The 25,607-nt window shown below is 40.9% G+C and carries 36 protein-coding genes; 1 reads left to right on the top strand and 35 read right to left on the bottom strand.

What is annotated here, in order from left to right; all coding sequences use genetic code 11:
* Positions 1–11: 11 nt before the first annotated feature.
* The 8 genes from N5O98_RS18355 to N5O98_RS18320 form a co-directional block, all read right to left on the bottom strand.
* Positions 12–1,358 (bottom strand): TolC family protein, encoded by a 1,347-nt coding sequence (locus N5O98_RS18355; protein ID WP_022199294.1) that lies wholly within the window; start codon positions 1,356–1,358, stop codon positions 12–14.
* A 55-nt stretch (positions 1,359–1,413) separates the two neighbouring features.
* A complete protein-coding gene (locus N5O98_RS18350) occupies positions 1,414–2,064 on the bottom strand; it encodes a TetR/AcrR family transcriptional regulator (protein WP_022199293.1) in 651 nt (216 codons plus the stop codon).
* A 349-nt stretch (positions 2,065–2,413) separates the two neighbouring features.
* Positions 2,414–3,913, bottom strand: coding sequence for a histidine ammonia-lyase (hutH, locus tag N5O98_RS18345; RefSeq protein ID WP_004296315.1), 1,500 nt, complete (start codon positions 3,911–3,913; stop codon positions 2,414–2,416).
* A complete protein-coding gene (locus tag N5O98_RS18340) occupies positions 3,910–4,539 on the bottom strand; it encodes a cyclodeaminase/cyclohydrolase family protein (RefSeq protein WP_004310872.1) in 630 nt (209 codons plus the stop codon). Before N5O98_RS18340 ends, hutH begins: the two co-directional genes overlap by 4 nt.
* A 42-nt stretch (positions 4,540–4,581) precedes the next feature.
* Positions 4,582–5,835 carry an imidazolonepropionase gene (gene hutI, locus N5O98_RS18335; RefSeq protein ID WP_004310874.1) on the bottom strand — a complete coding sequence of 418 codons (1,254 nt, stop codon included), beginning with the start codon at positions 5,833–5,835 and terminating at the stop codon, positions 4,582–4,584.
* 109 nt (positions 5,836–5,944) lie between these two features.
* A complete protein-coding gene (gene ftcD, locus N5O98_RS18330; protein WP_004323668.1) occupies positions 5,945–6,847 on the bottom strand; it encodes a glutamate formimidoyltransferase in 903 nt (300 codons plus the stop codon).
* 165 nt (positions 6,848–7,012) lie between these two features.
* Positions 7,013–9,010, bottom strand: coding sequence for a urocanate hydratase (locus tag N5O98_RS18325; RefSeq protein ID WP_004310876.1), 1,998 nt, complete (start codon positions 9,008–9,010; stop codon positions 7,013–7,015).
* A 377-nt stretch (positions 9,011–9,387) separates the two neighbouring features.
* Positions 9,388–10,032, bottom strand: a complete 645-nt coding sequence (locus N5O98_RS18320) for a DUF6563 family protein (protein ID WP_004310877.1) — start codon at positions 10,030–10,032, stop codon at positions 9,388–9,390.
* 318 nt (positions 10,033–10,350) lie between these two features.
* Here N5O98_RS18320 and N5O98_RS18315 point away from each other — a divergent pair, with 318 nt between their 5' ends.
* Positions 10,351–12,165: a MutS family DNA mismatch repair protein gene (locus N5O98_RS18315; protein WP_004310878.1), complete on the top strand. Its 1,815-nt coding sequence runs from the start codon at positions 10,351–10,353 to the stop codon at positions 12,163–12,165.
* 151 nt (positions 12,166–12,316) lie between these two features.
* Here N5O98_RS18315 and N5O98_RS18310 read toward each other — a convergent pair whose 3' ends face one another.
* The 27 genes from N5O98_RS18310 to rpsS all read right to left on the bottom strand — a co-directional run bounded on the left by N5O98_RS18310 (position 12,317) and on the right by rpsS (position 25,606).
* Entirely contained in the window at positions 12,317–12,859 is a 543-nt protein-coding gene (locus tag N5O98_RS18310) for a hypothetical protein (protein ID WP_004310879.1), read from the bottom strand.
* A 112-nt stretch (positions 12,860–12,971) separates the two neighbouring features.
* A complete protein-coding gene (locus N5O98_RS18305) occupies positions 12,972–13,367 on the bottom strand; it encodes a hypothetical protein (RefSeq protein WP_004296323.1) in 396 nt (131 codons plus the stop codon).
* A 147-nt stretch (positions 13,368–13,514) separates the two neighbouring features.
* On the bottom strand, positions 13,515–14,018 hold the full coding sequence (gene rplQ, locus N5O98_RS18300; protein WP_004296324.1) for a 50S ribosomal protein L17: 504 nt from the start codon (positions 14,016–14,018) through the stop codon (positions 13,515–13,517).
* Between the two features lie 3 nt (positions 14,019–14,021).
* Positions 14,022–15,014 carry a DNA-directed RNA polymerase subunit alpha gene (locus N5O98_RS18295; protein ID WP_118161467.1) on the bottom strand — a complete coding sequence of 331 codons (993 nt, stop codon included), beginning with the start codon at positions 15,012–15,014 and terminating at the stop codon, positions 14,022–14,024.
* Between the two features lie 11 nt (positions 15,015–15,025).
* A complete protein-coding gene (gene rpsD / locus N5O98_RS18290; RefSeq protein WP_004296326.1) occupies positions 15,026–15,631 on the bottom strand; it encodes a 30S ribosomal protein S4 in 606 nt (201 codons plus the stop codon).
* Positions 15,632–15,749: 118 nt separating this feature from the next.
* Positions 15,750–16,139: a 30S ribosomal protein S11 gene (gene rpsK, locus N5O98_RS18285; protein WP_004296327.1), complete on the bottom strand. Its 390-nt coding sequence runs from the start codon at positions 16,137–16,139 to the stop codon at positions 15,750–15,752.
* 11 nt (positions 16,140–16,150) lie between these two features.
* Entirely contained in the window at positions 16,151–16,531 is a 381-nt protein-coding gene (gene rpsM / locus N5O98_RS18280) for a 30S ribosomal protein S13 (RefSeq protein WP_004296328.1), read from the bottom strand.
* Positions 16,532–16,564: 33 nt separating this feature from the next.
* On the bottom strand, positions 16,565–16,681 hold the full coding sequence (gene ykgO, locus N5O98_RS18275; protein ID WP_002558051.1) for a type B 50S ribosomal protein L36: 117 nt from the start codon (positions 16,679–16,681) through the stop codon (positions 16,565–16,567).
* 8 nt (positions 16,682–16,689) lie between these two features.
* Positions 16,690–16,908, bottom strand: a complete 219-nt coding sequence (gene infA, locus N5O98_RS18270) for a translation initiation factor IF-1 (protein ID WP_002558052.1) — start codon at positions 16,906–16,908, stop codon at positions 16,690–16,692.
* 1 nt (position 16,909) lies between these two features.
* The gene (map, locus tag N5O98_RS18265) at positions 16,910–17,707 is read right to left on the bottom strand and encodes a type I methionyl aminopeptidase (RefSeq protein ID WP_118161468.1); all 798 of its coding nucleotides are present in this window, start codon (positions 17,705–17,707) and stop codon (positions 16,910–16,912) included.
* A 15-nt stretch (positions 17,708–17,722) separates the two neighbouring features.
* Entirely contained in the window at positions 17,723–19,063 is a 1,341-nt protein-coding gene (gene secY, locus N5O98_RS18260) for a preprotein translocase subunit SecY (RefSeq protein WP_004310881.1), read from the bottom strand.
* A 4-nt stretch (positions 19,064–19,067) separates the two neighbouring features.
* A complete protein-coding gene (gene rplO, locus N5O98_RS18255) occupies positions 19,068–19,514 on the bottom strand; it encodes a 50S ribosomal protein L15 (RefSeq protein ID WP_004310882.1) in 447 nt (148 codons plus the stop codon).
* Positions 19,515–19,546: 32 nt separating this feature from the next.
* Positions 19,547–19,723 (bottom strand): 50S ribosomal protein L30, encoded by a 177-nt coding sequence (gene rpmD / locus N5O98_RS18250; RefSeq protein WP_004296332.1) that lies wholly within the window; start codon positions 19,721–19,723, stop codon positions 19,547–19,549.
* A 9-nt stretch (positions 19,724–19,732) separates the two neighbouring features.
* Positions 19,733–20,251, bottom strand: a complete 519-nt coding sequence (rpsE, locus tag N5O98_RS18245) for a 30S ribosomal protein S5 (protein WP_004296333.1) — start codon at positions 20,249–20,251, stop codon at positions 19,733–19,735.
* 5 nt (positions 20,252–20,256) lie between these two features.
* Positions 20,257–20,601 (bottom strand): 50S ribosomal protein L18, encoded by a 345-nt coding sequence (gene rplR, locus N5O98_RS18240; protein WP_004310883.1) that lies wholly within the window; start codon positions 20,599–20,601, stop codon positions 20,257–20,259.
* Positions 20,602–20,622: 21 nt separating this feature from the next.
* Positions 20,623–21,192 (bottom strand): 50S ribosomal protein L6, encoded by a 570-nt coding sequence (gene rplF / locus N5O98_RS18235; protein WP_004310884.1) that lies wholly within the window; start codon positions 21,190–21,192, stop codon positions 20,623–20,625.
* A 15-nt stretch (positions 21,193–21,207) separates the two neighbouring features.
* Positions 21,208–21,603: a 30S ribosomal protein S8 gene (gene rpsH, locus N5O98_RS18230; RefSeq protein ID WP_004296336.1), complete on the bottom strand. Its 396-nt coding sequence runs from the start codon at positions 21,601–21,603 to the stop codon at positions 21,208–21,210.
* Between the two features lie 52 nt (positions 21,604–21,655).
* A complete protein-coding gene (gene rpsN / locus N5O98_RS18225; RefSeq protein ID WP_004310885.1) occupies positions 21,656–21,955 on the bottom strand; it encodes a 30S ribosomal protein S14 in 300 nt (99 codons plus the stop codon).
* 5 nt (positions 21,956–21,960) lie between these two features.
* Positions 21,961–22,518, bottom strand: a complete 558-nt coding sequence (gene rplE / locus N5O98_RS18220; protein WP_004310886.1) for a 50S ribosomal protein L5 — start codon at positions 22,516–22,518, stop codon at positions 21,961–21,963.
* The gene (rplX, locus tag N5O98_RS18215; RefSeq protein WP_004296339.1) at positions 22,518–22,838 is read right to left on the bottom strand and encodes a 50S ribosomal protein L24; all 321 of its coding nucleotides are present in this window, start codon (positions 22,836–22,838) and stop codon (positions 22,518–22,520) included. The genes rplE and rplX overlap by 1 nt, the downstream gene beginning before the upstream one ends.
* A 19-nt stretch (positions 22,839–22,857) precedes the next feature.
* Positions 22,858–23,223, bottom strand: coding sequence for a 50S ribosomal protein L14 (rplN, locus tag N5O98_RS18210; RefSeq protein WP_004296340.1), 366 nt, complete (start codon positions 23,221–23,223; stop codon positions 22,858–22,860).
* A 2-nt stretch (positions 23,224–23,225) separates the two neighbouring features.
* Positions 23,226–23,495, bottom strand: coding sequence for a 30S ribosomal protein S17 (gene rpsQ / locus N5O98_RS18205; RefSeq protein WP_004296341.1), 270 nt, complete (start codon positions 23,493–23,495; stop codon positions 23,226–23,228).
* Entirely contained in the window at positions 23,492–23,689 is a 198-nt protein-coding gene (rpmC, locus tag N5O98_RS18200) for a 50S ribosomal protein L29 (protein WP_004296342.1), read from the bottom strand. The genes rpsQ and rpmC overlap by 4 nt, the downstream gene beginning before the upstream one ends.
* Positions 23,690–23,694: 5 nt before the next feature.
* A complete protein-coding gene (gene rplP, locus N5O98_RS18195; protein ID WP_004291234.1) occupies positions 23,695–24,129 on the bottom strand; it encodes a 50S ribosomal protein L16 in 435 nt (144 codons plus the stop codon).
* 23 nt (positions 24,130–24,152) lie between these two features.
* The gene (gene rpsC, locus N5O98_RS18190) at positions 24,153–24,884 is read right to left on the bottom strand and encodes a 30S ribosomal protein S3 (protein ID WP_004296343.1); all 732 of its coding nucleotides are present in this window, start codon (positions 24,882–24,884) and stop codon (positions 24,153–24,155) included.
* 5 nt (positions 24,885–24,889) lie between these two features.
* On the bottom strand, positions 24,890–25,300 hold the full coding sequence (gene rplV, locus N5O98_RS18185) for a 50S ribosomal protein L22 (protein ID WP_004296344.1): 411 nt from the start codon (positions 25,298–25,300) through the stop codon (positions 24,890–24,892).
* Positions 25,301–25,336: 36 nt separating this feature from the next.
* Positions 25,337–25,606 carry a 30S ribosomal protein S19 gene (gene rpsS / locus N5O98_RS18180; RefSeq protein WP_004296345.1) on the bottom strand — a complete coding sequence of 90 codons (270 nt, stop codon included), beginning with the start codon at positions 25,604–25,606 and terminating at the stop codon, positions 25,337–25,339.
* Between the last annotated feature and the right edge of the window lies 1 nt (position 25,607).

Raw genomic sequence — 25,607 nt, 5'->3', positions numbered from 1 at the left:
GTTGTCTATCTTTATTCTTTTCCCAGAACCTGATCGAGGTCTGCCTTAGCAACCAGGTAATCGTATATGGACTGATTGTAGGTGAGTTGCGCCTGTGTCAGTGACACTTGGGAACTGTTCAGTTCGAGCACCGTGCCCTTACCTACATCATAACGTTTTTCGGCAATCACCACCGCTTTCTTTGCCTGCATCACATTTTCCTTGTTGCTGACTACCTGCTCTGTGCTGGCACTCATATTATTGCGACAACTGACAATCTGCATATTCAACTGTCTTTCCGTATCGATACGATTCCAATCGAGCTGGCGCATCTGGATACGGGCAGATTTCACTTTCGTAAAATTGCTTGCCTTATATAAAGGTATGCTGATATTGAACATCAGGCTGGAACTGTTGCTCCAGTTATAATCGAAGAAATTGATATTCGGATTATACAATGACTGATATTGATAGGAGAAGCTCATGGAAAGAGTCGGCATAAAGTTCGTCTTTAAAGACTTTACATTCTTTTCGAGCAACTTCATGTTCAAGTCCAACTGCTTCATGGTGGTATTGTTGTTCAGATTCACATTCTCTTCTTTCAACTGATTGGCAAACATGGTCGTCTCATAGTTGGTCAGATTATCATTAATCTTTATCTCCACATCGGCAGTGATGCCCATCAGAACTTTTAACTGTAATTTAGCCAAAGTCACCGCATTGGCTGCCGCAATCAGGTTCGGCTTAATGCTGCGCATCTGTACTTCCGCACTGATCTTGTCATATTCGCTCACAGTTCCCTGCTGATATTTGGCATTCACTACATTGTAATTATCTTCTGCCAGTTTATAGCTGCCTTGAAGCACTTCATAGCTATCCTGTGCAAGCATTAACTGATAATAAGCCTTGCTTACCTGATTCACCAGATCCAGTTTGGAAGCACGTGACTTCTCTACTGCCAGTTCAATATCCGTCTTTGTCATCGACATAGCACGGTAAACACCCGGCACAAAGAGTGGCAGGTTAATACTCAACCCGGCATTGGCGGTGTTCGAACCGTCTTGCCCCATCTTGAACGACATATCGTTCAATTTCATTTCAGCCGCTTTAATTGTATGGTCTAAGGAACCGGCAATGCTGGCCTCCGGCAACAGACTTTGCCAGGCTTCTTTGCTGGCAACTTTCTTTAATGCAACTTCTTCTTCTGCCACTTTTATTGTCGGATTCTCATCCAATGCAATTTCCAGGGCTTTGTCTAAGGTTAAGGTTAGTATATTCTTCTCCGCCTGTGTGTCCTGCGCCTTTGCAAAACCAAATGCACAGAGTGCCACAGCTACCAGAAGAATCTTCTTACCTGCCAATCTTTTCATCTTGTTCATAAACTGAATTTCTAATTTAATCTTACTTGTTTGTCAATAAAACCTCACTCTTGCTCTAATCTGCGATGCGGTTCTTACGATATTCTTGTATAAAGTCTTCCAGTACCTTTGCTCCTTTTTCGGTGGAGATGCCGCGTATATAAGTAAACATGATGGATTCGTACACTTCAATGAAAGGATATTCATTGCAGATATCCGTATTCAGAAGTACGTCAAACTGCTCTCGTACCAGCAAATTAACGATAGCGAAGTTCACATCCGGACGAAAGATACCCTGCTCTACTCCCGTCTTGAAGAAGGACATCGTTTTCTGCGAATCGCTGTCCTGCCGATTCTTCATCATCTCATATACTTTGGGATATTTCTTAATGTCTTCAAAAAAGCGTTTGTTCGTCTGATGAAACATCTCAATGCTTTTCTGAAAGACTGCAAGTATCACTTCCAACACATTGTGCGACTGTTCAAAGACTTTCTGCAAATACTTGTCTCTGTCTGCCTGTGCCTTCAGTATGCATTCTTTCAACAACGATTCTTTATCCGAAAAGACTTCGTAGAGCGTACGTTTGGAAATTCCTAATGCTGCTGCAATGTCATCCATTGTAATACTCTTGATGCCTTTTGAAGTAAAAGCTTCTGTTGCCGCCGTTATGATCCGTTCTCTTAACTCTACCCGTTGGGAAGCGTCCTTTCCATGCTCTGTCATCATCCGTTTTTCTATTTTATTAAAATGCAGTTTTCGTTTTCTCTTCATTTCCAAAGGAAAAACGGAACAAAGATATATAGAAAACTCAATTAACAAATTAAGTTTCCAGCTATTTATAGTCCATTTGGGATTTATTATCATTCAATAGAGTGAAATGAAAACAAGTGTTAATAGGAAATTTGGAACAAACACAAAGGAAAGGTAAAAGGAGGGAATATAGGAAGTAAAGTTTTATCGCTAATAGAAGAGATGGGAGCCAATAAATGCCGGATAAATATCGATAAGAATCGACACTTACCCGGCAATAACAGTCACCATTATTAACGAAAAGCAAAAAAGGGTCAATTTATTGTCAGTATTCAATCTGTGTCCTCTTCAGGAAGGCGACTGTTTTATGTATTTCCTTGTACATCACAATGTCATCTTTTACAAAAGGCACTTCTTTCCGATAGGCATGGAGGAAACGCTCAAGAACGGGAGAGGTTTTCTGCGGGCGGCGGAAGTCGATGCCTTGTGCGGCGTTCATCAGTTCGATGGCAAGGATATGTTCCAGGTTGTCCATCACTTTATAGAGTTTGGTGGCGGCATTGGCACCCATGCTTACATGGTCTTCCTGTCCGTTGGAGGAGACTATGGAATCGCTAGAAGCTGCATAGCAGTACATTTTATTCTGGCTGACCATGGAGGCGGCGGCATACTGGGGAATCATGAAGCCGGAGTTCAGACCGGGGTTGGCTACGAGAAATTCAGGTAGTCCACGGAGTCCCATAATCAGTTGGGAGACACGGCGTTCGGAGATATTTCCCAATTCGGCCAGGGCGATGGCGAGGAAGTCATAAGAGATGGCAAGCGGTTGCCCGTGAAAGTTTCCACCGGAGATGATCCGGTCTTCATCGGGGAAGATGGTGGGGTTGTCCGTGACGGAATTGATTTCGGTCAGCAGTACGGAGGCAACGTAGCGGATGGCATCTTTGGTGGCGCCATGTACTTGTGGGATGCAGCGGAAGGAATAGGGATCTTGCACATGTTCCTTGTGGCGTTCGATTAGTTCGCTGCCTGCCAGTAGTTTGCGGAAGGCTTCGCCTGTCTCAATCTGTCCCTGATGGGGACGGATTTGCTGGATGCAGTCCATAAACGGGTCGATACGGCCGTCAAAGGCTTCGAGGGAAAGGGCGGCTATCAGGTCGGCCTTTTTCGAGAGGCGAAAGGCTTTGAGCATAGCAAACACACCGTTGGCACTCATAAATTGGGTGCCGTTCAGCAGGGCTAGTCCTTCTTTGCTCATTAGTTTGACCGGTTCCCAGCCAAACTCGTCGAGTACGCTGATGGCTTCGCACTTTTTTCCTTTATAGTAAACATCACCGACACCTATCAGAGGAAGGAAAAGATTGGCGAGCGGTGCCAGGTCGCCGGAGGCTCCAAGGGAACCGCGGTCGTAGACAATTGGCATGACGTCATTATTGAAAAAATCGAGGATGCGTTGCACGGTGATAACTTGTACGCCGCTATGTCCCAATGAGAGGGCGTGGGCTTTGAGAAGCATCATCAGTTTGATGATGACGGGGCGGATTTCTTCGCCTACGCTGCAAGCATGGCTTTTTATCAAGTTCTCCTGGAGGGTTCCCAGTTCATCGGGAGATATATTTTTAGTGCATAGAGAGCCGAAACCTGTTGTTATGCCGTATAATGGTTCTTCGGAAGAAGCTATTTTTTGGTCGAGGTAGTCACGGCATTTCTGGATGCGTAACTTGGCTTCGGGGGCTAGTTCCAGTTTCAGGTTTTCGTTTATAATTCGTTCGATGATTTCGAAGGTCAGTGCTCCGGAACCGATATGGTATACATTCTTACTCATACGCGCAGGTCTTGATTTACGGCATCCAACAATTCTTTTTCTCTCTGACAGGCGGTTTGCTCGATGGCATCGGCTTCGGTTTGCAGCTGGAGGACAAAATCTCTGTCTTTGAGCGAACCGAGGTTAATACGAACATTCAGCAAGGCTCCCAATACGGCGGAACGGGCAGACATCATGGCTACACAGGCGTCTGTGACGGCATTACGGTTACCCAAACGGGCAACATCTGCTATGACGGACATCATATCCAGTGCTTTGCGGGCTACTTCTAACGGGACGAGGGCAGCTTGTTTGGTTGCTTCCTGAATGGCGGCACTTCGGACAGCTTTCTCTTCGTCGGTTGTTTTAGGAAGTTTGAAGCAGGCAAAGACTTCGTTGTAGGCAGCGGAATCTTTATCAATAAGTGCAATAAATTCGTCCAGTAAGCGGAGTGTGATTGTTTGTGCGTGTTGCATTACTTCTTCACTGGCTTCGTATCCTTTTTTTCCTACGGTGAGCCGTGCCACCATCGTGGAAAGCGCGGAAGCCAGTGCTCCATTCAAAGCGGCAATACTGCCACCACCGGGCACAGGGTCACTGCAAGCTACTTTATCTAAGAAATCTTTTACGGTTAAATCTGCTAACATGGTATTCAGTTTTAAGTGATTAATGAATGAGTGGGGTAACTATTAAGCGACGGGATATAACATGCCGCCTTTAATAGTCATGATTACACAGTTCATGCCTATATAATAAGGTAGAATATGATAGTTGTCGGAATTGAGAATGATGAAATCGCCTTGTTTGCCAACTTCGATACTTCCAATACGGTCGGCTCGTTGAAGGGCGGCGGCTCCGTTCAGGGTCAGGGCGGTGATGGTTTCTTCGATGCTCATTTGCATATAGATGCAGGCCAAAGCAATGGTCAGCGGGATGGAACCGGAGAAACAACTGCCGGGATTCAGGTCGGTAGCGAGTGCCACAGCACAACCGGCGTCAATCATTTCACGACCTCGTGCGTAGGGTTCTTTCAGGGCAAAAGCTGTCAAAGGCAACAGGGTAGCCACAACTCCGGCATCAGCCATTGCACGGATGCCGGCATCGGAAGCATGCAGGAGGTGGTCAGCAGATAGTGCTCCCAGTTCGGCTGCCAGTTCGGCCCCACCGAGGGAGACGATTTCATCAGCATGGAGTTTCAATATGAAACCGTGCTCCTTGGCTGCCTGAAGCAGGCGACGGGATTGTTCGATAGAAAAAACACCTTGTTCGCAAAAGACATCACAACATTCTGCCCACTTACCGGAATGGATAAGGGGAAGCATTTCACGAATCAGGAAGTCGATGTATTCGTCGCTTCTCCCTGCATATTCTTCGGGAAGGGCATGGGCGCCGAGGAAAGTGGAGACTATATCGACGCGTTTATGCTCAGCGTTATTCAGGCTGCGCATTACTTTTAGTTGTAGTAATTCTGTGTCCCGGTCCAGGCCATAGCCACTTTTACCTTCTACGGTGGTTACTCCCATAGTACTCATCTTCTTCAGGAAGCTTTCGGCGGCTGAACGAAGTTTAAGGTAGTTCATTTGCCGGGTGGCTTTTACGGTACTTGCAATTCCCCCTCCCCGCTCCATGATTGACATATAGCTTTCGCCTTTCAGACGCCAGGAGAATTCTTCGGAACGTTCTCCACCAAATACAAAATGGGTATGGGAATCGACGAAACCGGGTAAAAGGCAATGTCCGCGAGCGTTATAATGCCAATAGTGCTGGTAGTAACCATCCCGGTCTTCACCACGGTTTTCACCAACGTAAGTAATGATTCCTTTGGTCACTTCCACGGTTCCGTTTTCTATGATTTGCAGTTGAGACATTTCCTCTCCTTTACGGGCGGAAAAGCCGATGGGGGTTACGATACGGGCGTTAAATATGATTAGGTTTTCACTCATAAATAGTTCATCATAATTAGTTCATATAATAAATGGAGATATGAATAGCACGTTTTTTAGAATGATGTTTGCCATAAAGCAATTGTGATTCATTTTATTTTCTTATTGACTATTCCATGATACGAGCTTCGAGAACTTGCTGCATGGTAAAGTTTTCGAGTCCGAGATAGTAGGAAGCGGTATCAATCAAAGCTTCCATCGGTACAAGGCCGATTATTTCGCTACCTACAATCGTAACACCGTAACGACGGGCTTCGATACGTACTAATTCGAAGGCACGGTAAAGTGCGGTACGGGTATAGTCGGTCATGTTAATGGATACTTGGGTAATGTTTCGCTCTTTCAGTTCCACCCCCATTGCTTTTACATAACGAAGTCCTCCATTGATATGGCGGATACTTTTCGCAATCTTAGTGGCTATCTCCAGATTATCTGTACTTAGATTAATATTGTAGGCTACGAGTGGCATACGGGCTCCGATTGCTACGGTACCTGCGGTCGGATGTCGTTCAGCAGGTCCGAAGTCAGGTTGCCATTCGGGTAGTTTGATCTTTTCGGCCATTCCTTCAAATTCACCTTTACGAACGGAGGCGAGATTTTCCCGATGTGGCGCAGTAGCGGACTTTTCATACAGGAAGACGGGAAGATTATATAGCTCCGCAACTTTCGCTGCTACTTTTTTAGAGAGTTCGATGGCTTCTTCCATACTGGTATTCTTAATCGGGATGAAAGGGATCACATCTACCGCTCCCATACGAGGATGTTGCCCGGTGTGCTGATTCAGGTCGATCAAACAGACAGCTGCACCGACGGCTTCAACTATTGCTTCATACAGTGCTTCCGGTTCTCCCACAAGTGTGACGACCAGACGATTATGGTCTTCATCATTACTATAATCAAGCAGTTTTACTCCGGCTTTAGCACGGAAAGGGGCTACTATCTGATCTATTTTCTCCAAATCACGTCCCTCGCTAAAATTGGGGACGCATTCAATAATCTTATTCCAACTCATACCAAATATCTATTATTATAGAGGTTATACTTTACTGAATAACTATATGTTTTACATCAAATAGCCACATGGTTTATTCAAAATAACCGCATGTTTAAACTGTTCCATATATTGTGGGAATTTACTCCCTCATATTATGGGAATGTTTTCTCTTATATTGTGAGACTACTTTCCCACAATAGATGTAACCATCTTCTTTATTAATTCTTCGTCCGCCACATACGGCATTGTTATCTGATAATCTCCAGCATGGGACTCATTAAATGCCTCACTCGTTTCCATCGCATGCGGATTACGCGCCCACGAACGGCGGGCTACTCCTCCCATTACGTCCCAAAGCATTGCCGAACGAAGTATTTCATCTACCCGTTCGCTACCGTCGCATACCATACCAAAACCGCCATTGATTGCTTTACCAATGCCGACGCCACCTCCATTGTGTAAGGCTACCAGACTCATTCCACGGGCACAATTTCCGGCAAAACATTGCACAGCCATATCTGCCATCACATTACTTCCGTCTTTGATATTCGACGTCTCCCGGAAAGGAGAATCCGTACCGCTTACGTCGTGATGGTCTCGTCCCAGCATAATAGGGCCTACTTCACCCCGGCGAACCATCTCATTGAAACGGAGGGCAATGTTCATTCTCCCAACTGCATCCTGATACAGAATACGTGCCTGTGTACCCACCACGAGCTGATTCTTTTCTGCATTATGTATCCAATTGTAGTTGTCAAGATCCTGTCCGCGCCGGTTGACGTCGATACATTCCATAGCCGCATGGTCTGTTTTTATCAGATCTTCGTGTTTGCCACTCAAGCAAACCCATCTGAACGGACCGTAGCCGTAGTCAAAGAGTTGGGGTCCCATAATATCCTCGACATAACTTGGCCAGATAAATCCGTCTTTTTCATCAACACCATTATAGGAGATTTCTTTTACTCCGGCATCGTATATGGCTTTCATAAAAGAATTTCCATAATCAAAGAAATAAGTTCCGCGGGCTACCAATTTCTTGATGACTTCGAAATGACGGCGCAGAGATATGTCTACCAAGTGACGGAATTGCTCCGGCGATTCGTGAAGAAGGCGTGTGCGTTCCTCGAAAGTCAGTCCGGCTGGGCAGTATCCGCCTTCGTAAACGGCGTGACAGGAGGTTTGATCGGATAATAGTTCGATCAAAATCTTTTCGCGCTCGGCATATTCGAGCAGGTCTACTATATTTCCATGATAGGCAATGGAACAAGGTTCACGACGTCGCATTGCTTCAGTTGCCATCCGGTATGCTTCTATGATATCTGCAGTCACATGCCCTACCCATCCCTGGCGGTAGCGTGTTTCAATGCGTGAACGATCTACTTCGGCTATGATGGAGACTGCTCCTGCTATTTCGGCTGCTTTAGGTTGTGCACCACTCATTCCTCCCAAACCGGAAGAAATAAATAAGTGTCCCCGCAAATCTTGGTCTTGTGGAATTCCGAGTTTCAATCGTCCGGCATTCAGGAGGGTGTTGAAAGTGCCATGCACAATGCCTTGAGGACCGATATACATCCAACCACCAGCTGTCATCTGTCCGTAATTGGCAACTCCCATCTGGGCGGCAATATGCCAATCATGTTGATTGTCGAATTGTCCGATCATCATCGAATTGGTAATTATAACGCGGGGAGCATCGGGACGGGAGCGGAAAAGCCCCAATGGATGTCCGGATTCAATAACCAGTGTCTGTTCCTGGGTAAGTTCTTCCAGATATTGCTTAATCAGTCGATATTGCATCCAATTTTGGCAAACTTGCCCGGTTTCACCATAAGTAACAAGTTCGTAGGGATATAAGGCTATATCGAAGCAAAGGTTATTGTCAATCATTACCTGAAAGGCTTTGCCTTCAATACATTGCCCCTGATATTCATCAATCGGCTTTGCTTTCAAGTCTCCGGCAGGACGGAAACGGTATCCGTAAATCCGCCCGCGAGTGCGTAGTTCTTCCATAAATTCAGGAGCCAGTTGTTCGTGCCACTCGGAGGGAATATAACGCAAAGCGTTTTTTAAAGCTGTGATGGTCTGCGCCGGGGTAAGTGTATAACCACGGTCGGGAGCTCTCCGGATACCTTCTACAAAATCCGGATAAGGAGGTAGCGTGTTGCCAAGAGTTATTCTCATAATAAACAGAATTAAGGATTACAAACTGTAAGCAATACAGTCTTATAACTCTTCGCAATATAGAAAAAAAGAAGATAAAAGACAAGAGAAATAACAGATTTATTATCAGAAAGGCATTATTACATTTACTGCTTAATAGAATGGTAAGATACAGGCAATGTCAGGAGTCTCTTATGCTTTTATACAGATACAAATGCAGGTCTTTTATCCAAACGGACTAATAGGGCTTTTATTAAAATGGATAGCGGATTTTTCCATTAAATCAAAGCCATGAGTTCTGTGTTATTTGCATAATCCGCACCCTAATCATATCACTATGACCATGATTGTATTATGAACATACTCTTTCTCTGCTATACCAACAGAGATCGACAAAATTACTTTTTTTGTTTATTCCGCAACTCCAACAAATATTTAAAGGTATGCTTCGCCTCCTGACTATCATCTTTCAAATATGCCTGTTTCAGTTCCGGATAATTCTCCAATAATTGAAGCATTTTATCTTTTCCTAGAAAATCGACTTTTCCTGTTTCACCATTTAGCTCATAACAGACGCGTTTCGTAACCAAACTTGAAGCGGCAAGAGCATCGCCAATATTCCCTCCCAGTTTTACGTCATCCTCTTCTACAAAGTTTCCTCCGATAACCGAGCCTAGAGGCATGGCACAAAAATAGATATTTTTACCCAATTGAACGGCAGGGGCATACCATGCTCCAAAGCGTAACTTTTTATAGCGCAACTTACGACAATTCAAATATAAATCTCCTTTTTCGTCACGCACGGCAAAACAACGCTTCTTCAAGCGTCGACACATCAACTCGTCATCACCGGCCGTTATCCGGTAATCAGCCCCTCCTGTCAATACAATCTGATTTCTGGAACGTTTTTCTACACGCAACACGGCTGTGGTATCACCATGTTGAGCCAGCAACTCTTTCAGGTTGGAATAAATAATATTCTGCGCAATTAACGGAAGGCTAATCACGCTTATCAGCAAACATAAGATACATCCTTTCTTCATAAGCATCCTCCTTTCCTGTCTAACGCCTTTTCGAGTGGAAAGTTATAAATTTTAGCGGATAAATGCAAGAATGAGAAAAGAAATATTGAAAAAAAGCTGCTATCAGGAAATGCCCCCTACTCTTATTAAACGGAAACAGAACTTATATACCCCATTCCTTACAGCTAATAAAGGCATTATCCAAACAAGTCATAATATGAGCTTGTTATTCCTTTCTATCTTCCGTTAATAAACAGTAAATCTGCTCTCGACAAAAACAAGCTCTTATCCCGACCGTCATGAATTATATTACCTTTGTGGAAAAGAATTAAATTTGTCATGGAAAAACAAGAACAGATCATTACTACATATCAGCAAATCATTCAGAAAACAGAACTGGAGTTACAGAATGCACGGAAACGTATCTATTATATCAGTCTTCTCCGCCTGATCTTATTCGTAGGAGCTGTAGCAAATGCTATTATCTTTTGGTCTGATGGGTGGCTATGTCTCTCTGCTTTCGCTATCTTACCTTTTATCTTATTCATCTGGCTGGTAAAACGCCATAATTTCTGGTTCTACCGAAAAGACTTTCTGAAAAAGAAAATAGAAATCAATGAGCAGGAGCTACGCGCCATGCAATATGACTTTTCTGATTTTGATGATGGAAAAGAATTTGTTAATCCATCTCATCTCTACACTCTTGATTTAGACGTATTTGGCGAACATTCTCTTTTCCAATACATCAACCGCACTGCAACGCCTATTGGCAAACAGCATCTTGCAAGCTGGTTCAATGCACATCTGGAAAACAAAGAAGCTATTGAACATCGCCAGGAAGCTATACATGAATTGTCCACAGACCTAGAATATCGCCAACAAATCCGCTTGCTCGGCTTACTCTATAAAGGAAAACCTGCCGATACCACCGAAATCAAAGAATGGGCAAACAGTCCAAGTTATTATCGGAAGCGTACGCTTCTACGCATCCTCCCGACAGCGGTAACGATCATTAATTTCTTATGTATAGGTCTAGCCATTTTAGGTATTATCTCGGCCAGTATTGCAGGAGGAGTGTTTGTTGGCTTTGTATTATTCAGCACTATTTTTTCTAAAGGAATCACTAAACTACAAACGACCTACGGAGAAAAGCTACAAATTCTTTCGACATACGCTGACCAGATTCTTCTCACTGAACAGAAAGAAATGCAAAGTCATATACTGCAAAAGTTAAAAACGGAACTTACAAGTCAGAATCAAACCGCTTCTCAAGCAGTACGCCAGCTTTCAAAACTGATGAACGCGCTCGATCAACGAAGCAATCTGCTAATAAGCACGATACTCAATGGACTGATATTCTGGGAGCTGCGCCAAGTGATACGAATCGAGAAGTGGAAAGAAATCCACGCATCTGACCTTCCCCGCTGGATAGAAACCATCGGAGAAATTGACGCTTATTGTTCTCTGGCAACATTCGCATATAATCATCCGGATTACATCTATCCTACCATTGCTGCTCAATCTTTCCATCTGCAGGCTGAAGCTTTGGGGCATCCTTTAATGGATCGCAACAAATGTGTACGCAACGGAATAGACATTGAAAGACGTCCTTTCTTTATTATTATCACAGGAGCCAATATGGCAGGAAAAAGCACGTATTTACGTACTGTAGGAGTGAATTATCTACTAGCATGTATAGGGGCTCCCGTTTGGGCAAAGCGGATGGAAATATATCCGGCTCGCCTCGTCACCAGCCTTCGAACCAGTGACTCCTTAGCCGACAACGAATCTTATTTCTTTGCCGAACTCAAGCGACTTAAATTAATCATAGACAAGCTTGAAGCAGGAGAAGAACTTTTCATCATCCTTGATGAAATATTGAAAGGTACAAACTCTATGGATAAACAGAAAGGTTCTTTCGCCCTCATCAAACAATTCATGCACATGAACACCAATGGCATCATCGCCACTCATGACTTGTTGCTAGGAACTTTAGTGGACTCTTTCCCACAAAATATCCGGAATTACTGTTTCGAAGCTGACATCACGAACAACGAACTCACCTTCTCTTACCAAATGAGAAACGGAGTTGCGCAAAATATGAATGCCTGCTTTTTAATGAAGGAAATGGGGATCGCCGTCATTAACGACTAATCCCCATCCTTGTATGAAAATCAAAGTTTTCTATTGCAGTAACATCCAAAACCTGCTTTATTTAGTAGCAGCAAACTGAATATAAAATTTCAAGCTACCTGTTTTAATGTGTCGGAAAAAACAAAGTTAAACAGGTTTTGTAGATATACTTTTACTGCATTTTACTTTTTGCCAGAAATGCTATTACCGCTGAAGCTTGTTCATCAGTGAAATACTGCACTGATGTTATTGGCTGATATGTATAAGGTATAAACTGGAATAACTGTACAGCTGCAAACTTTTTATCAGCAGAAAGTATCACATCCATACGTATATTACCACTAGCCTCACTCTTTATATTCGAACCTGCAGAGAATGAACCCGAATTCACAAGATTCCTCAAAGCATCCATGTGTTTCAAATCAAAGAATATACTATGCTCTTTAGCCACACTTTTGGTTGGCAAATAAATAACTTCTTTTGATTTCCAGAAGAGACGGAAAATCCCCATAAGGAATAAACCTGTTCCCAGAACCATCAAAGCCATACTAACCGTAGAAGACTTATCTTCCAATTCGAAAGTAGAAGCAAAAGCTAAAATACCGACCAATAACATTACAGAAGAAATTAAAACTCCTGAAACACTTGTACGTTTTGCGATATCGGGGTGTGAAGATGCGAAGATAGTAGCATCAATCGTTTGAGTAGTTGCCATAATATTTAAAGTTTAAATTATTAGTAAAAATATAAAGATAAAAAGGATATAGTCACCGGTATTACAGAAGATACCAGTAACCACAAAATAAACAATACCAATAAATATACTACTAAATAATTATACGCCTCAAAGTATATACATAGTATTCACTTGATGGCTGGCAATAATAGGAAGTTGTTGTACCATAAATCCGCCCCCAGTGTTGTGAAAGTGAATTATCACGATCAGCACAACATTGTAGCGCATTTTTTAAAGAAAAGAAATATTCTCCAAGTTGTACACGTTGAATACGTGTTACAGATATCTGATGGCTTTGCAAGTTGTTCAGTTCAGCCACTGGCTTACCAGGAAGATCCGGTGCGCTGATTTCCCCATGCTGTCTCATTGCATATGTAATAGCACGCTCCTGTTCATCCACCACTTTCGCAGTAGAAACATTGCCTGCTATGCTATGAAAAGCAACAGTCAGCAACAGAAACAATATTACCTTTACAAATTTTGCCATATTCACCTGCAAATATAACAGATTCTCTCTATGAAAAGTTCTATTAAGATATATTTTAATGTATCTTAGTATTAGTAAACGGCAGACAAACAAAAAAGGCTACCTGTGAGGGTAGCCTTTTTTATATCTATAAGAATAACTGTAAAATTATTCAGCTGATTCAGCTTTTGGTTCTTCAGCCTTAGGAGCTTCAGTTGCAGGAGCTTCAACAGCAGCAGGAGTAGCTTCAGCAGCTTTCTTCGAACGACGAGTACGAGTAGCTTTCTTAGCAACTTTTTCCTTAGCCATGTTTTCATTGTAGTCAACCAACTCGATGAAGCACATTTCTGCATTGTCACCCAAACGGTTACCAGTCTTGATAATACGAGTATAACCACCCGGACGATCAGCAATCTTAACAGAGATTTCTTTGAACAGCTCTGTTACTGCAATCTTATCTTGCAAGTTGCTAAATACAACACGACGAGAGTTCGTAGTATCTTCTTTAGACTTAGTAATCAAAGGCTCAACAAACTTTTTCAAAGCTTTCGCCTTTGCAACAGTCGTAGTGATTCTTTTGTGCTTGATCAAAGAGCAAGCCATGTTAGATAACATAGCGCTTCTATGAGAAGCAGTACGACCTAAATGATTGAATTTTTTATTATGTCTCATTTTTTATTCTTTATCTAATTTATATTTAGAAATGTCGGTTCCAAACGACAGATTCAGACTTTCCAGCAAATCATCAAGCTCGGTAAGCGATTTCTTTCCGAAGTTTCTGAATTTTAGCAGGTCAGTTTTGTTGAATTGTACCAAGTCGCCGAGAGTTTCTACGTCAGCAGCCTTCAAGCAATTGAGGGCACGAACTGACAAGTCCATATCAACGAGTTTAGTTTTCAACAGCTGACGCATGTGCAATACTTCTTCATCAAACTCTTCATTGCCATCAGTATCATTACTTTCAAGCGTGATCTTCTCGTCAGAGAACAACATGAAGTGATAAATCAGAATTTTTGCAGCTTCTTTCAGCGCTTCTTTCGGATGTATAGAACCGTCGGTACTAATTTCAAGTACTAGCTTTTCGTAGTCAGTCTTCTGTTCTACACGGAAGTTTTCTACAGCATACTTGACATTACGTATCGGTGTATAAATAGAGTCGATTGGAATTACATTAACATCCGTGCAATACTCGCGATTCTCATCAGCAGGTACATAACCACGGCCTTTGTTAATTGTAATATCAATCTGCATAGTTGACTTAGAATCTAAATGACAAATAACTAATTCCGGATTTAACACTTCAAATCCAGTCAAATACTTACCTATGTCACCTGCTTTAAATTCACTGGAATTCTCGACAGTGATGCTCACTTTTTCGCTCTCGAACTCTTCAACTACTTGCTTGAATCTCACTTGTTTCAGATTCAAGATAATGTTGGTAACATCCTCTTTTACTCCAGATACACTAGAAAATTCATGCTCCACACCATCGATTCTGATAGTAGTGATAGCAAAACCCTCTAATGAAGAAAGAAGGATTCGGCGTAATGCATTACCTACAGTAATACCAAAACCCGGTTCCAACGGACGGAATTCGAATTTACCGAATCTGGAGTCCGCCTCCAACATTAATACTTTATCAGGTTTTTGAAATGCTAATATCGCCATGAAATTAATTATTATTTAGAATACAATTCAACGATCAAATGTTCTTTAATGTTCTCAGGAATGTCTGCTCTTTCAGGTATGTGCAACATTTTACCAACCTTAGAAGCTTCGTCCCATTCCAACCAAGCATACTTGCTATGATTGAAACCTGCAAGAGAATTAGCAATTACTTCCAAAGATTTAGATCTTTCACGAACACCAATCAATTGTCCTGGTTTTACTGCAAATGAAGGGATGTTTACCACTTCACCATCTACAGTAATGTGCTTGTGACTAACCAACTGACGAGCAGCAGCACGTGTAGGAGCAATTCCCAAACGGAATACTACGTTGTCAAGACGGCCTTCCAGCAATTGAAGGAGTACCTCACCGGTAATACCTTTAGCAGTAGCTGCTTTTTCAAACAAATTGCGGAATTGTTTTTCTAAAACTCCATAGGTGTATTTAGCTTTCTGCTTTTCACGAAGTTGCACACCATATTCAGAAGTTTTTCTTTTTCTTGAATTACCATGTTGTCCGGGAGGATAGTTCTTCTTTGACAAAACTTTGTCAGCTCCAAAGATTCCTTCACCGAATTTACGGGCGATTCTCGATTTTGGTCCAGTATATCTAGCCATTTCTTTTAAATATTTAATTGTTTATTCATGAACTTAATTTGTTGCAGCCGCGATTACAGAGAGAAATTAAATGTAATCCAAAAACAAAATCAAGATCATTGTGTAAGTTAAAGGTAAATTAAACTCTACGTCTTTTCGGAGGACGACAACCATTATGTGGAAGCGGAGTCACGTCAATGATTTCAGTAACTTCGATACCAGCACCGTGGATAGTTCTAATAGCAGACTCACGTCCGTTACCTGGACCCTTCACATATGCTTTTACCTTTCTCAGGCCAAGATCGAATGCAATCTTTGCACAATCCTGGGCAGCCATCTGAGCTGCATAAGGAGTATTCTTTTTAGAACCTCTAAATCCCATTTTACCAGCAGATGACCAAGAGATAATCTGCCCTTCACTATTTGCAAGAGAAACAATAATATTGTTGAAAGATGAATGAACATGCAACTGTCCATTAGCGTCTACTTTCACATTTCTCTTTTTAGCTGCAACTGTTTTTTTTGCCATATCAACAATTATTATTTAGTAGCTTTTTTCTTATTAGCAACGGTTTTCTTTCTACCCTTACGAGTACGTGCATTGTTCTTAGTGCTCTGACCTCTAACAGGCAGACCAATACGGTGACGTACACCACGATAGCAACCAATATCCATTAATCGCTTAATGTTCAATTGGATTTCAGAACGAAGATCACCTTCTACTTTATACTCTGCACCGATAATCTCACGAATCTTAGCAGCTTGATCATCTGTCCAGTCTTTAACCTTCAGATCTTTATCTACACCAGCTTTATCTAAAATTTTTGCTGAACTACTGCGACCTATTCCATATACATAGGTCAACGCAATTTCACCTCTTTTGTTCTGAGGTAAATCTACACCAACTATTCTTATAGCCATATACTAAATTATTTTTTTTGCAAAAATAACAAATTATCCTTGACGTTGTTTATACTTAGGATTTTTCTTGTTAATAACATACAAACGGCCATTACGTCTAACGATCTTACATTCTGGCGTGCGTTTCTTTAATGATGCTCTTACTTTCATATCTTATTTTATTTATATCTAAACACAATTCTTCCTTTCGATAAGTCGTAAGGAGACATTTCGACTCTCACTTTATCTCCCGGCAGGATCTTGATGTAATGCATCCTCATCTTGCCTGAAATATGTGCGGTAATCTCATGTCCGTTTTCTAATTCAACACGAAACATTGCATTTGACAATGCTTCAACTATAACTCCATCTTGTTCTATTGCAGATTGCTTTGCCATATTATATTGCTTTACCTCCTAAAACTTCTTCTATGAATTTGAATGAAGACAAAATATCAGCTTCACCAGCTCCAACAGCTATCGTATGCTCAAAATGTGCAGCACATTTACGATCTCTGGTCCTCACAGTCCATCCGTCACTTTCCATTATCACTTGTCGGTCTCCCAATGTTATCATCGGCTCTATCGCTATGCAAAGGCCTCTTTTCATCAATGGTCCATATCCTCTTTTACCATAGTTAGGAACCTGAGGATCTTCGTGCATCTCTTTACCGATGCCATGGCCAACAAACTCACGCACTACACCATAAGAATGAGACTCACAATATTGCTGAATAGCATATCCGATATCACCAATTCTTTTACCTTGCACTGCGTTCTGGATGCCAATATATAACGCTTCTTTAGTTATCTTCAACAAGTTACGAATCTCTTCGTCTACCTCTCCTACACAAAAAGTATAAGCAGAATCACCACAGAAACCATTCATGTAAGTTCCGCAATCCACTGATACGATATCACCATCTTTCAGTACGATATCCCCTGGGATTCCATGTACCACCTGTTCGTTGACAGAAGTACAAAGAGATGCGGGAAATGGTTCTCCATATTGATTCGGAAATCCTTTGAAAGTTGGAGTTGCCCCATGATCTCTAATGAACTCTTCAGCAACTTTATCCAACTCACGTGTAGTTACACCAGGCTTCACCAGTTTGGCAACCTCTGCAAGAGTTTTACCAACAAGCAGGTTACTCTGACGGAGCAATTCTATTTCATCTTCTGTTTTAAGAAATATCATTTCTAATCTAAAGAATTAATATGCCGCTACACCAGCGCGTCCTTTAATACGACCAGATTTCAACAGACCATCATAGTGTCTCATCAACAAATGACTTTCAACCTGTTGCAGGGTATCAAGAACAACACCTACAAGAATTAACAAAGATGTACCGCCGAAGAATTGAGCGAATCCTGCTTGCACTCCGAATACACCGGCAAAAGCAGGCATAATAGCAACTAAAGCCAAGAAGAAAGAACCCGGCAAAGTGATACGAGACATTATATCATCAATATACTCTGCTGTTTTCTTTCCCGGTTTAATACCAGGGATGAAACCATTATTTCTCTTCATATCCTCAGCCATCTGAGTCGGATTAATTGTAATTGCAGTATAGAAATACGTAAATAATATAATCATTACCGCAAAGACAAAATTATACCAGAAACTTGTATGATCTGTAAACGCATGCAAGAAACCGCCTGCATCATTTACATTTGAAAAACCGATAAATGTAATTGGAATAAACATGATTGCCTGAGCAAAGATGATAGGCATAACACCGGCAGCATTCACCTTTAAAGGGATATACTGTCTAGCACCACCATATTGCTTGTTACCAACGATTCTTTTTGCATACTGTACAGGAATCTTTCTTGTACCTTGCACCAAAAGAATAGCAGCGCCAATCACTAATAATAAGAATACGATTTCAATTATAAACATAATCAGACCACCGCTCTTATTTGCTACTCTGGACACAACTTCTTGCAACAAAGCATCAGGGAAACGAGCGATAATACCAATCAAGATGATAAATGAAATACCGTTACCAATACCTTTATCAGTAATTCTTTCACCAAGCCACAAAATAAACATACTACCTGCTGCCAAAATAATGGTAGAGGTAACCATAAACAGAGTCCAATCTAATGAAGCATTTAAGGAAGGGCCAGCCTGCATTTTAAGATTGAGCAAATAAGAAGGGGCCTGAACTAACAATATAGCAATCGTCAAGTAACGAGTATATTGATTCATTTTTCTTCTGCCGCTCTCACCTTCGCGTTGCAACTTCTGGAAATACGGTACAGCGATTCCCAATAACTGGATTACGATAGATGCAGAGATATAAGGCATGATTCCTAATGCAAAAATAGAGGCATTAGAAAATGCTCCTCCAGAGAACATATTTAACAAGGCTAAAAGGCCTTCACTTGTTTGTTCGTGCAATTTCGCCAGCATCGCCGGATTGATACCCGGTAATACGACATACGATCCGAAACGGTAAATTGCCACGAACAATATGGTGATGAGGATCCGCTGTCTCAGATCCTCAATCTTCCATATATTCTTTAATGTTTCAATAGCTTTTCTCATTGAATCAGAGTTTTACTACAGTTCCACCAGCAGCTTCGATAGCAGCAGTTGCAGTCTTAGAGAATGCATGAGCTTCTACTTCCAGCTTGTTAGTCAGAGTTCCGTTACCCAATACTTTTACCAACTGATTTGAAGAAATAAATCCTGCTTCGATAAAGTCGTTTACACCAACTTTTGTCAAGCTCTTAGCTTCAGCAAGTTTCTGGATAGTATCCAGATTGATAGCTTTATATTCAACACGATTGATATTCTTGAAACCAAATTTAGGAACTCGACGTTGAAGAGGCATCTGACCACCTTCAAAACCGATTTTCTTAGAGTATCCAGATCTTGATTTAGCTCCTTTATGACCTCTTGTAGAAGTACCACCTAAGCCAGAACCAGCACCACGTCCAATTCTTTTTCTTGTCTTAGTAGATCCCTCAGCAGGTTTTAAATTACTTAAGTTCATATTGTAATTTCGTTTTATTATTCAACAAATAATTACTTAACAATGGCAACCAAGTGTTTTACTTTATCTACCATTCCAAGAATTGAAGGAGTGCTTTCGTGTTCAACCACACGGTTCAGTTTACGAAGTCCCAGTGCGTCAAGAGTTCTTTTCTGATCAGCTGGAGCACCAATTCTACTTTTAACTTGTTTAATCTTTATAGTTGACATATCTCCTCCTTATCCTCTAAATACTTTTTCAACACTAATACCTCTGTTCTGAGCAACCATTCTTGCATCACGCATTTCACTCAAAGCTTCAATTGTAGCTTTAACAAGGTTATGCGGATTCGAAGAACCTTTAGATTTAGCCAAAACGTCAGTAACACCAACACTTTCCAATACAGCACGCATAGCACCACCAGCTACAACACCGGTTCCGTGAGATGCAGGTTTGATGAATACTTCAGCACCACCAAATCTAGCTGATTGTTCATGAGGAACAGTACCTTTTAAAATAGGTACTTTCACCAGGTTCTTTTTAGCTGACTCAACACCTTTAGCGATAGCAGCTGTTACTTCACCTGCTTTACCAAGTCCCCAACCAATGATACCTTCTTCGTTACCTACAACAACGATTGCAGAGAAACTAAAAGTTCTACCACCTTTGGTAACTTTAGTAACACGATTAATAGCAACTAATCTATCTTTCAGTTCTATATCGTTAGTAATCTTAACTCTATTATTAACTCCTGCCATAATGATTAAAATTTAAGTCCACCGTTACGAGCAGCATCAGCTACTTCTTTTACTCTCCCATGATACAAGTAACCATTACGGTCGAAAACAACAGTAGTTATACCTGCTTCCTGAGCCTTTTTAGCAATCATTTCACCAACTTTAGCAGCTTGTTCTTTTTTAGCGACTTTCTCAGTCAAACCTAAAGAAGAAGCAGCAGCCAGTGTCTTACCAGAAAGATCATCGATAATCTGGACATAAATTTGCTTGTTACTTCTAAATACACTCATACGCGGACATTCAGTAGTACCTGAAATTTTGTTGCGTACTCTATATTTGATCTTAACTCGTCTTTCTATTTTTGTTGTCATAATAATCTAATTTTATATGAATTACTTAGCGCCGGCTGATTTACCAGACTTTCTACGAATTACTTCGCCAACAAACTTAATACCTTTACCCTTGTATGGTTCAGGCTTACGGAAAGAACGTATTTTAGAGCAAACTTGACCAAGCAATTGTTTGTCACACGATTCCAATATAATAAGAGGATTCTTATTTCTTTCAGACTTCGTTTCAACTTTTACCTCAGCAGGTAATTGAATGAAAATATTGTGTGTATAACCTAAAGCCAGCTCAATGATGTTACCTTGGTTTGAAGCACGATAACCTACACCTACAAGTTCCAGTTCTTTCTTGTAACCTTCAGATACGCCCACAACCATGTTGTGAACCAATGAACGATACAAACCGTGGAAAGCATGTTTCTGCTTCGGGTTATCAAGCATTTCTTTATCGTTTTCTGTTAAAGTTACGTGTCCGTCTTCAATAGTAACATTGATAGCAGGATTCACATATTGGCTCATTTCGCCTTTGGGTCCCTTTACGGTAACCACATTATCCTTCAGAGTGATTGTCACTCCAGCAGGGATACTAATGGGTAATTTTCCTATTCTTGACATTCTAATTCCTCCTAATTAATATACATAACACAAGACTTCACCACCGATTTTCAGTTCTGCAGCCTCTTTGTTAGTCATTACACCTTTGGAAGTAGATATTATAGCAATACCCAGCCCATTAATAACACGCGGCATATCTTTGTAACCAGTATACTTACGCATACCCGGAGAAGATATTCTTTCTAACTTTTTGATTGCGTTAACTTTGTTAACAGAATCATACTTCAAGGCAACCTTAATAGTTCCTTGAGGACCATCTTCTACAAACTTATAATTAAGGATGTAGCCTTTTTCAAAAAGAATCTTAGTGATTTCTTTTTTCAAATTCGAAGCGGGAACTTCAACAACTCTGTGCTTTGCACCAATCGCGTTCCGCAACCTCGTTAAATAATCTGCTATTGGATCAGTCATATAAAAATAAATTAAATTAATCAGGACTACCCTGACAATATTTAAACAATAATTACCAGCTTGCTTTTTTTACGCCTGGGATCAGTCCGTTAGATGCCATCTCACGGAATTGAATTCTCGAAATTCCGAACTGACGAATATAACCTTTAGGACGACCAGTCAGTTTGCAACGGTTGTGCATACGAATTGGATTAGAATTCTTTGGCAACTCTTGCAACTTCTGTGCAGCTTCGAAAGCATCAGCAGGATCACCTGTTCTTACGATTTGCTTCAAAGCAGCTCTTTTCTCGGCGTATTTGGCTACTAATTTAGCACGCTTTACTTCACGTGCTTTCATTGATTCCTTTGCCATATCTATTAGTCTTTTTTAGCGTTTTTAAAAGGTAAACCGAATTCCTTCAGCAAAGCATAACCTTCTTCATCTGTTTCCGCAGAGGTTACAAAGGTAATATTCATTCCGAGAATTCTTGTAATACTATCGATATTTATTTCAGGGAAAATGATTTGTTCCTGAATACCAAGGGTATAGTTACCTTTACCATCAAACTTACTTTCGATACCTTTGAAGTCACGAATACGAGGAAGAGCTACACGAACCAATTTTTCAAGGAATTCGTACATTCTTTCACGACGTAAAGTTACCATAACACCAATCGGCATTTTTTTACGCAACTTAAAGTTTGCGATATCTTTACGAGAAATGGTAGCTACAGCTTTTTGACCTGTAATAGCTGTCATTTCATTGATTGCTACTTCGATAATCTTCTTATCAGCAACAGCCATACCTAATCCCTGATTGATTACAATCTTCTTAAGTACGGGTATCTGCATTGTAGAAGAATACTGGAACTGTGATTTCAATGCAGGTGCTATACGCTCTGCATATTCTTTCTTAAGACTAGCAGTATTACTCATTACTTAATCTCCTCTCCTGATTTTTTAGAATAACGCACTAAAGTTCCTTCCGAACTCTTTTTTCTCCCAATACGCGTTGCTTTACCAGTTTTTGGATCAACCGGGTTCAAGTTTGAAATGTGGATAGAAGCTTCTTGCTTCACAATACCACCTTGTGGATTCTTTGCATTCGGCTTTGTGCTTTTAGATACCATATTGATACCTTCAACAAATGCACGTCCTTCTTTAACAAGAACCTTCAATACACGACCAGTTTTGCCCTTATCTTCACCAGCATTTACGTAAACTGTGTCGCCTTTTTTAATATGTAATTTACTCATTACTTAAATCTTTTACAAATTAAAGTACCTCAGGCGCAAGTGACACAACTTTCATGTTTGTAGCACGAAGTTCTCTTGCTACAGGACCGAAAATACGACTACCTCTAATTTCACCTGCATTATTCAACAACACGCAAGCATTATCATCAAAACGTATATAAGAACCATCAGGACGACGGATTTCTTTCTTTGTACGTACAATCAAAGCCTTTGATACTGCACCTTTTTTAACATCACTAGAAGGGATAACGCTCTTCACTGAAACTACAATGACATCCCCCACTGAAGCATAACGACGGCCTGTACCACCCAAAACGCGGATACACAACGCCTCTTTCGCTCCACTGTTATCACATACTGTAAGTCTGGATTCTACTTGTATCATAATTACTTAGCTCTTTCAATTATTTCTACTAATCTCCATCTTTTAGTCTTGCTCAAAGGACGAGTTTCCATGATGCTTACAGTATCACCGATATTGCATTCATTCTTTTCATCGTGAGCATGGTACTTCTTCGTTTTGCTAACGAACTTACCATATATAGGGTGTTTTTCCTTAAATTTGGCAGCAACTGTGATGGTCTTGTCCATCTTATTGCTCAACACAACCCCTGTTCTTTCTTTTCTTAAATTTCTTGCTTCCATCAAGCTGATCATTTATTGTTAAGTTCTCTTTCGCGCAATTCTGTTTTCATACGCGCAATAGTCCTGCGTAATTGTTTGATTTGAGCAGGATTTTCCAAAGGAGAAATAGAATGATTAATAACCATTTGGTTATAATTAGCTGTTTCCGCCTCTACTCTTTCTACTAAATCATTAGTAGTCATTTCTTTAATTTCTGCAATTTTCATAACACTTACGCATTTTGATTTTGAATATCATAATCACGTCTTACGACAAACTTCGTTGTAATAGGAAGCTTTTGAGCAGCTAAGCGCAATGCTTCTTTCGCGATTTCGTAAGATACTCCTTCAGCTTCAATAATGATTCTACCTGGAGTTACAGGAGCCACAAATCCCTCTGGAGCACCTTTACCTTTACCCATACGTACATCGGCAGGTTTTCTAGTGATCGGTTTATCCGGGAATATACGGATCCAGATCTGTCCTTGACGTTGCATATATCTTGTTACTGCAATACGAGCAGCTTCGATCTGACGGCCTGTAATCCACTTAGTCTCCAAAGCCTTTATGCCAAAAGAACCAAAGGCCAGCTGGTTGCCTCTCTGGGCATTACCTTTCTGACGGCCTTTTTGTTGTCTTCTGAATTTTGTCTTTTTCGGTTGTAACATAGTTTCCTAAAATTCAAATTCGTTTAGCGATTATTTTTCTTTCTTTTGAAGTTCTTTCCGCCGTTGTTTCCACTATTGTTTCCACGACCACTTTCTTTGCTTTGTGTAAAGTTCGGAGCCAATTCTTTCTTACCAAACACTTCACCTCTACAAATCCAAACTTTGATACCAAGAAGACCTACTTTAGTCAATGCTTCTGCATGACAGTAGTCGATATCAGCTCTGAAAGTGTGCAACGGAGTTCTTCCTTCTTTATACATTTCAGAACGAGCCATTTCAGCTCCATTCAAACGTCCTGAAATCTGAATTTTGATACCTTCAGCACCCATACGCATTGTGTTTGCGATAGCCATCTTGATGGCACGGCGATAGGCAATTTTACCTTCAACCTGGCGAGCGATGTTGTTAGCAACAATCACAGCATCCAGTTCCGGTCTCTTCACTTCAAAGATATTGATTTGAATATCTTTGTCGGTAACCTTCTTCAACTCCTCTTTTAACTTATCAACTTCTTGGCCACCTTTACCGATAATAATACCCGGGCGAGCAGTGCAAACAGTAATAGTAACGAGCTTCAGCGTACGTTCAATTACGATTCTTGATACACTTGCTTTTGCAAGTCTTGCATTAAGATATTTACGGATTTTGCTATCTTCCAGCAAAGAATCACCGTAATCATTTCCACCATACCAGTTAGAATCCCATCCTCTGATAATTCCTAAACGGTTGCTTATTGGATTAACTTTTTGTCCCATCTACCTTAATTTTGATCTTCGTTATTACTTTTAGCACCAACGAACAATGTTACGTGATTTGAACGTTTGCGAATTCTATAACCTCTACCCTGTGGTGCCGGTCTCATTCTTTTGAGTGTAGCTCCACCATCAACAAAAATCTGTGTTACGAACAATTCGCCACTTTCTGCTTTACGTTCGTTTTTCTGTTCCCAGTTAGCAATTGCAGAGCGAAGCAATTTTTCCACTCTTGCAGCAGCTTCTTTTGAAGAAAATTTCAAAACACCAAGTGCTCTGTTCACTTCCATACCACGGATCATGTCTGCAACCAGACGCATCTTACGTGGAGAAGTAGGAACATTTTGCAATTTTGCAAAATACATGGTCTTAAGGGCTTCTTTTCTTTTTTCAGCCGATATTTTTTTTCTTGCTCCCATTATTATTTATTACTTTATTATTTCAAATAAATCCTGTTATCTTTTCTTGTTACCAGCGTGTCCTCTGAATGTACGAGTTGGAGCAAATTCGCCCAACTTGTGTCCTACCATATTCTCGGTAACATAAACAGGAATAAATTTATTTCCATTGTGAACTGCAACTGTATGGCCTACAAAATCAGGCGAAATCATTGAAGCTCTGGCCCAAGTCTTTACTACGACTTTCTTACCTGATTCATTCATGGCAAGAATTCTCTTTTCAAGCTTAACGTTAATATATGGACCTTTTTTTAATGAACGACTCATA

Source organism: Bacteroides sp. LFL-34, assembly GCF_027257075.1.
In the GTDB taxonomy this organism is placed as follows: domain Bacteria; phylum Bacteroidota; class Bacteroidia; order Bacteroidales; family Bacteroidaceae; genus Bacteroides; species Bacteroides ovatus.
This window is presented reverse-complemented; position numbering and strand designations above follow the sequence as displayed.

Excerpts from the sequence above, each read along its gene's own strand:
- hutI (WP_004310874.1), bottom strand. The coding sequence starts at position 5,835 with ATGAGTGAAAACCTAATCATATTTAACGCCCGTATCGTAACCCCCATC.
- rpsH (WP_004296336.1), bottom strand. The coding sequence starts at position 21,603 with ATGACTGATCCAATAGCAGATTATTTAACGAGGTTGCGGAACGCGATT.
- rplN (WP_004296340.1), bottom strand. The coding sequence starts at position 23,223 with ATGATACAAGTAGAATCCAGACTTACAGTATGTGATAACAGTGGAGCG.
- map (WP_118161468.1), bottom strand. The coding sequence starts at position 17,707 with ATGATATTTCTTAAAACAGAAGATGAAATAGAATTGCTCCGTCAGAGT.
- N5O98_RS18295 (WP_118161467.1), bottom strand. The coding sequence starts at position 15,014 with ATGGCGATATTAGCATTTCAAAAACCTGATAAAGTATTAATGTTGGAG.
- rpsK (WP_004296327.1), bottom strand. The coding sequence starts at position 16,139 with ATGGCAAAAAAAACAGTTGCAGCTAAAAAGAGAAATGTGAAAGTAGAC.
- ykgO (WP_002558051.1), bottom strand. The coding sequence starts at position 16,681 with ATGAAAGTAAGAGCATCATTAAAGAAACGCACGCCAGAATGTAAGATC.
- rplF (WP_004310884.1), bottom strand. The coding sequence starts at position 21,192 with ATGTCAAGAATAGGAAAATTACCCATTAGTATCCCTGCTGGAGTGACA.
- N5O98_RS18315 (WP_004310878.1), top strand. The coding sequence starts at position 10,351 with ATGGAAAAACAAGAACAGATCATTACTACATATCAGCAAATCATTCAG.
- rplO (WP_004310882.1), bottom strand. The coding sequence starts at position 19,514 with ATGAACTTAAGTAATTTAAAACCTGCTGAGGGATCTACTAAGACAAGA.
- infA (WP_002558052.1), bottom strand. The coding sequence starts at position 16,908 with ATGGCAAAGCAATCTGCAATAGAACAAGATGGAGTTATAGTTGAAGCA.
- rpsC (WP_004296343.1), bottom strand. The coding sequence starts at position 24,884 with ATGGGACAAAAAGTTAATCCAATAAGCAACCGTTTAGGAATTATCAGA.
- N5O98_RS18325 (WP_004310876.1), bottom strand. The coding sequence starts at position 9,010 with ATGAGAATAACTCTTGGCAACACGCTACCTCCTTATCCGGATTTTGTA.
- ftcD (WP_004323668.1), bottom strand. The coding sequence starts at position 6,847 with ATGAGTTGGAATAAGATTATTGAATGCGTCCCCAATTTTAGCGAGGGA.
- hutH (WP_004296315.1), bottom strand. The coding sequence starts at position 3,913 with ATGAGTAAGAATGTATACCATATCGGTTCCGGAGCACTGACCTTCGAA.
- rpsS (WP_004296345.1), bottom strand. The coding sequence starts at position 25,606 with ATGAGTCGTTCATTAAAAAAAGGTCCATATATTAACGTTAAGCTTGAA.
- rpsD (WP_004296326.1), bottom strand. The coding sequence starts at position 15,631 with ATGGCTAGATATACTGGACCAAAATCGAGAATCGCCCGTAAATTCGGT.
- rpsE (WP_004296333.1), bottom strand. The coding sequence starts at position 20,251 with ATGGCAGGAGTTAATAATAGAGTTAAGATTACTAACGATATAGAACTG.
- rplR (WP_004310883.1), bottom strand. The coding sequence starts at position 20,601 with ATGACAACAAAAATAGAAAGACGAGTTAAGATCAAATATAGAGTACGC.
- N5O98_RS18305 (WP_004296323.1), bottom strand. The coding sequence starts at position 13,367 with ATGGCAAAATTTGTAAAGGTAATATTGTTTCTGTTGCTGACTGTTGCT.
- rplQ (WP_004296324.1), bottom strand. The coding sequence starts at position 14,018 with ATGAGACATAATAAAAAATTCAATCATTTAGGTCGTACTGCTTCTCAT.
- rplX (WP_004296339.1), bottom strand. The coding sequence starts at position 22,838 with ATGAGTAAATTACATATTAAAAAAGGCGACACAGTTTACGTAAATGCT.
- N5O98_RS18355 (WP_022199294.1), bottom strand. The coding sequence starts at position 1,358 with ATGAACAAGATGAAAAGATTGGCAGGTAAGAAGATTCTTCTGGTAGCT.
- rpmD (WP_004296332.1), bottom strand. The coding sequence starts at position 19,723 with ATGTCAACTATAAAGATTAAACAAGTTAAAAGTAGAATTGGTGCTCCA.
- rpsM (WP_004296328.1), bottom strand. The coding sequence starts at position 16,531 with ATGGCTATAAGAATAGTTGGTGTAGATTTACCTCAGAACAAAAGAGGT.
- rpsQ (WP_004296341.1), bottom strand. The coding sequence starts at position 23,495 with ATGATCAGCTTGATGGAAGCAAGAAATTTAAGAAAAGAAAGAACAGGG.
- rpsN (WP_004310885.1), bottom strand. The coding sequence starts at position 21,955 with ATGGCAAAGGAATCAATGAAAGCACGTGAAGTAAAGCGTGCTAAATTA.
- rplP (WP_004291234.1), bottom strand. The coding sequence starts at position 24,129 with ATGTTACAACCGAAAAAGACAAAATTCAGAAGACAACAAAAAGGCCGT.
- secY (WP_004310881.1), bottom strand. The coding sequence starts at position 19,063 with ATGAGAAAAGCTATTGAAACATTAAAGAATATATGGAAGATTGAGGAT.
- N5O98_RS18310 (WP_004310879.1), bottom strand. The coding sequence starts at position 12,859 with ATGGCAACTACTCAAACGATTGATGCTACTATCTTCGCATCTTCACAC.
- N5O98_RS18320 (WP_004310877.1), bottom strand. The coding sequence starts at position 10,032 with ATGAAGAAAGGATGTATCTTATGTTTGCTGATAAGCGTGATTAGCCTT.
- rplV (WP_004296344.1), bottom strand. The coding sequence starts at position 25,300 with ATGGGAGCAAGAAAAAAAATATCGGCTGAAAAAAGAAAAGAAGCCCTT.
- rpmC (WP_004296342.1), bottom strand. The coding sequence starts at position 23,689 with ATGAAAATTGCAGAAATTAAAGAAATGACTACTAATGATTTAGTAGAA.
- rplE (WP_004310886.1), bottom strand. The coding sequence starts at position 22,518 with ATGAGTAATACTGCTAGTCTTAAGAAAGAATATGCAGAGCGTATAGCA.
- N5O98_RS18350 (WP_022199293.1), bottom strand. The coding sequence starts at position 2,064 with ATGATGACAGAGCATGGAAAGGACGCTTCCCAACGGGTAGAGTTAAGA.
- N5O98_RS18340 (WP_004310872.1), bottom strand. The coding sequence starts at position 4,539 with ATGTTAGCAGATTTAACCGTAAAAGATTTCTTAGATAAAGTAGCTTGC.